This is a genomic window from Actinomyces sp. ICM58, from assembly GCF_000283035.1.
GTDB lineage: Bacteria > Actinomycetota > Actinomycetes > Actinomycetales > Actinomycetaceae > Pauljensenia.
In genome coordinates, this window is sequence record NZ_ALIY01000153.1 from 1 (window position 1) to 3990 (window position 3990).

The following is a 3990-nucleotide window of genomic DNA, read 5'->3' on the forward strand; positions in this document are numbered from 1 at the left end:
CACCCCCCTCGCGTTGCCCGCAACCACCCCCAAGCGGTACTACCCTGTAACCAGACAAACTTCCACGGCCTCGGCAATGAACGGAGAAAGCGTGAGCACCCAAGCGCCCGACAAGAAGAAGACACCCCTCAAGTGGCGTCTCCTCACCATCGCGCCCCCGATCCTGCTGCTCGCCGGCATCCTGGTCCTCCTCTACCCCGTCCTGGCGACCCAGTACAACAACCAACGCCAAGAACGCATCGCCTCCGAATTCAGCGCCGTCGCCGACCAAGCCGGCCCCGACGCCGTCGCCGAGTCCCTGCGCCGCGCCGACGAATACAACCTCAAAGCCTCCGAGTCACCCATCCTCGACCCCTGGCTCGACGCCCAACGCCCCGGCACCGCGCAATACCAGGACTACCTGAGCCAGCTCAACCTCAACGACGTCATGGCGACCATCAAAATCCCGTCAATCAACGTCAACCTGCCCATCTACCACGGCACCGAAAACGCCACCCTCGACAAGGGCATCGGCCACCTCTTCGGCACCGCCCTGCCCGTCGGCGGCGAATCCACGCACACCGTCCTCACCGGCCACACCGGCCTGGGCAACGCCACCATGTTCGACCAGCTCACCAGCGTCAAGGTCGGCGACGTCTTCTACATCGAAACCGCCGGCCGCCACCTCAAGTACGAGGTCACCGACATCCGCGTCGTCCTGCCCACCGAGACCGAATCCCTCAACAAAGTCGAGGGCAAGGACCTGGCCACCCTCATCACCTGCACCCCCTACGGCATCAACACCCACCGCCTGCTCGTCACCGGCGAGCGCGTCCCCATGGACGACGACGCCGTCGCCGCCGAAGCCGCGCAGGTCAAGGGCTCCGTTATGAAACCCTGGATGATCGCGGTTCTCGCGTCCGTCGTCGTCATCCTGGCCATCGCCGCCGTCATCTGGCTGCGCTCGCGCAAGCGCACGGACGAGGAGCCCCAGGCGCTCGAGGGCGCTGCCGCTGGCGCGCTTGCCGCCGCCGATTCCGGGGACGAGGCCGGGGCTGATTCCGGGGACGCTGAGCCTACGTCCGGTGCGGTCGCAGCCGGGGCCGACTCAAGGTCCGGCGACGCGCCGCCAGACGCGCACGCCCCCGACCTGCTGACCTCCGCCGAACAGATCACCGACGAGGAGATCGATGCAGGCCGCACCGCCGCCCTGAAGAAGATGCTTGAGGAGCGCGGCAAGCACTAACCGGCCTCGTTGCGTGGCCGCGATCGGCCACCCGATACGCGCGAGCGCGCGGGCCTGAGCGAGCAAGCTCACCCGCGCGCTTGCGCGTATCTACGCTAGAGTCGGTGAGTAACTGTCAAACACCCTGGAGGGCTCGTGGAGCACCACCCCTGCGGCGCCCGCTCCCGCCGCGCCACGGACGCGCAGACCGAACCCCGGCCTCGTCGCGCCGTCGCACGCACACTGTCCGCCCTCCTCCTCGCTACCGCCGCGGCCCTGGTCGGCCTCGTCGCCCCCGAGCGCGCCGACGCCGACGCGACCCTGGAAACACCCGGCGGCGGCACCGTCCCGGTCACCTCATCTGCCGGCCGCCTCGGCGCGGCCACCATCAACGGCTCGGCCACAGACCGCACGACGAACGTACCCGACAACGCCTACGTCGGAACCGTGCGCGGCGCGGGCCCCTACGATGCGGCAGACCCAGCCCAGTCCTCGGCCCCCTTCCAGGCAGGAGTCGCCCAGCCGATGCTGGACGCGGGCGTCGCCGCCGGTGACTACTGGACCTACATCGCGCGCGGCCTGCCCGCCGCCAACCCCGCCAGCGCCGGCGTCATCTCGCCGCAGGACACCAACGCCCTGGGATACAAGCCGAACAACCCCGGCAACGTCCCCATCGGCCAGCCCTTCCTCCTGGGTACCGTGCGGCACAACAACTTCCAGGTCCACTCGGCCAACAAGTGGGTGCACTCGACGATCGACGTCACCATCGGCGGCATCGAGGACTCCTTCCCCTTCGACCAGGAAGAGACCGAGGACGACACCGACACCACCGCCGCCCTGAGCGACGAGGGCGCCTACATGCTCGCCTCGCGCGCCAGCGGGCCGGCCTCCTGCCCCGCGAACGCGCCCTACGCCGCCCTCAACCGCGACGCCGGACCCGGCGTCTGGTACTGCTACCGCCACGTCGGCAAGGGGCGAGGCAATCGCGACATCTACACGAACAACCCGGCCGCCTACCCGGACGCCGCGGGCACGCCCGACCGGAGCCCCAATTCGGATGACGTGCTGACGATCTCGCGGACCACCTCGAACAAGACGGTGACGATCGACGGCATCCCGTACCGCCTCGTCCTCTCCGGCTTCACACCCAGCGCCGACGGCACGTGCCCGGAGACTCCGCCCGAAGGCGTCACCCCCGTCTCCACCTTCACCTCGAAAGAAAACAAGTCCTCCTACGGGTGCCTGTACGCCACCTTCAGCCAGGAGCGCTACATTCGCATCGCGAAGACCGTGACCCCGCAGTCCGAGGCTATCGGCGGCACAATCCCCTCCTTCAACTTCACGACGCTGGGCATCGGCGACTTCGTGTCGCCCACGGGCGAGCCCCTCAAGACCGCCGAGAACGCTGGCGGCTTCGTCGACTGGTCCTCCTTCGAGGACAGCCCCCTGACCCCCACGGGCTACGGCACGGACGGCACCGTGACCTCGGGATACCAGGCCTTCATCCCCGGATACTCCCAGTTCGTCATCGCCGAAACCGGCCCGCGCATCCCCGGACGCCGCCCCCTGCGCTTCGGCGAACCCGGCTACTTCGGCCCCTGGAAAGTCTCCGACGACCCGAACTCGGCGCGCTGGGAACTCACCGACATCAGCTGCGTCAACGGCATCGGCGAGGCCATCAACGTCACGCGCGACCCCGACACGGGCGGCGTCGACTTCTCCCAGGTTGCCCCGGCCTCGTCCCCCGCCGCCGTGCCGATCACCTGCAACTTCACGATCCAGCAGCAGGCCCCCAAGCTGCGCATCGACAAGACCGTGGAGAGTGTTGAGGGCGCCTCGGGCGACACGATCACCGTCACCTACCGCGTGACCGCCACGAACGACGGCACCATCGCGGGCACGACCGGCCGCCTCGTCGACACCCCGGCCTTCGCGCCCGGCCTCACCCTGCGCTCCACCACTATCGCCACCTCTCTCGATGGCCTGCGCAGCGCACGCGCCCAGAACCGTGCCGCGACCTACGTCCTCACCCAGGGCACCACCGTCGAACCCGGGGCGTCCGCGACCTGGTTCATCCGCATGACCGTCGCGCGCGATCGGAAAGCCGCCGGGTACAGCGAGGCCGCCCTTGAGTGCGTCCCCTCGCGCGGGCGCCTCACCCCGGGGCGCGGCCTCTACAACTCCGTCGCTGGCCCCTACGACCACGACGGCGCCGCTAATAACGAGGCCTGCGCGCCCGCCCGCCCGCGTACCATCCGCATCGAAAAGGCCGGCACCCAGCCGGTCGGTACTCCCAACGAGGACGGCACCTACCCGCTCGACGGGGCGGCCTTCGCGATCTACGACAACGAGGCCCTGGCCGGCATGCCTGTTTCCGTCCTCGACGGCGGTTCGCAGTTCGTCACCGCGCCCCTCGAGACCGGGAAGACCTACTGGCTCGTCGAAACCCGCGCCCCCGCCGGGCACGTCCTCCTGCCGCGCCCCGTCGCCTTCCACATCGAGGTAGGCGCCGACGCCTCGGCATCCACGGTGATCACCACCGACTTCGGCGCCGACGAGGGCTTCACCTCCGTGCGCGTCATCCCCGCCTCCACGGGCGCCGACGCCGCCGCACTGCCCGCCATCCGCGTCGTCGACACCCAGGTCGGCGTCCTGCCCAACTCCGGCTCGGCGGGCATCTACCCGTACCTCTGCCTCGGCGTGGCCCTCCTGGGCCTCGCCGGCGCGTGCGAGGGGGTGCGCCGCCGCTCCGCCTGACCGGCACGAGGCCGGGGCGTGCGTGTGGG

2 protein-coding genes are annotated in these 3990 nt (G+C 69.8%); both read left to right on the plus strand.

Annotated features, from left to right (window positions below; translation table 11 throughout):
• Nucleotides 1-91 precede the first annotated feature (91 nt).
• Nucleotides 92-1225: a class C sortase gene (locus HMPREF1138_RS07140; protein WP_039937357.1), complete on the plus strand. Its 1134-nt coding sequence runs from the start codon at nt 92-94 to the stop codon at nt 1223-1225.
• Nucleotides 1226-1360: 135 nt separating this feature from the next.
• Nucleotides 1361-3961: a SpaA isopeptide-forming pilin-related protein gene (locus tag HMPREF1138_RS07145; RefSeq protein ID WP_009058047.1), complete on the plus strand. Its 2601-nt coding sequence runs from the start codon at nt 1361-1363 to the stop codon at nt 3959-3961.
• Nucleotides 3962-3990: the final 29 nt, after the last annotated feature.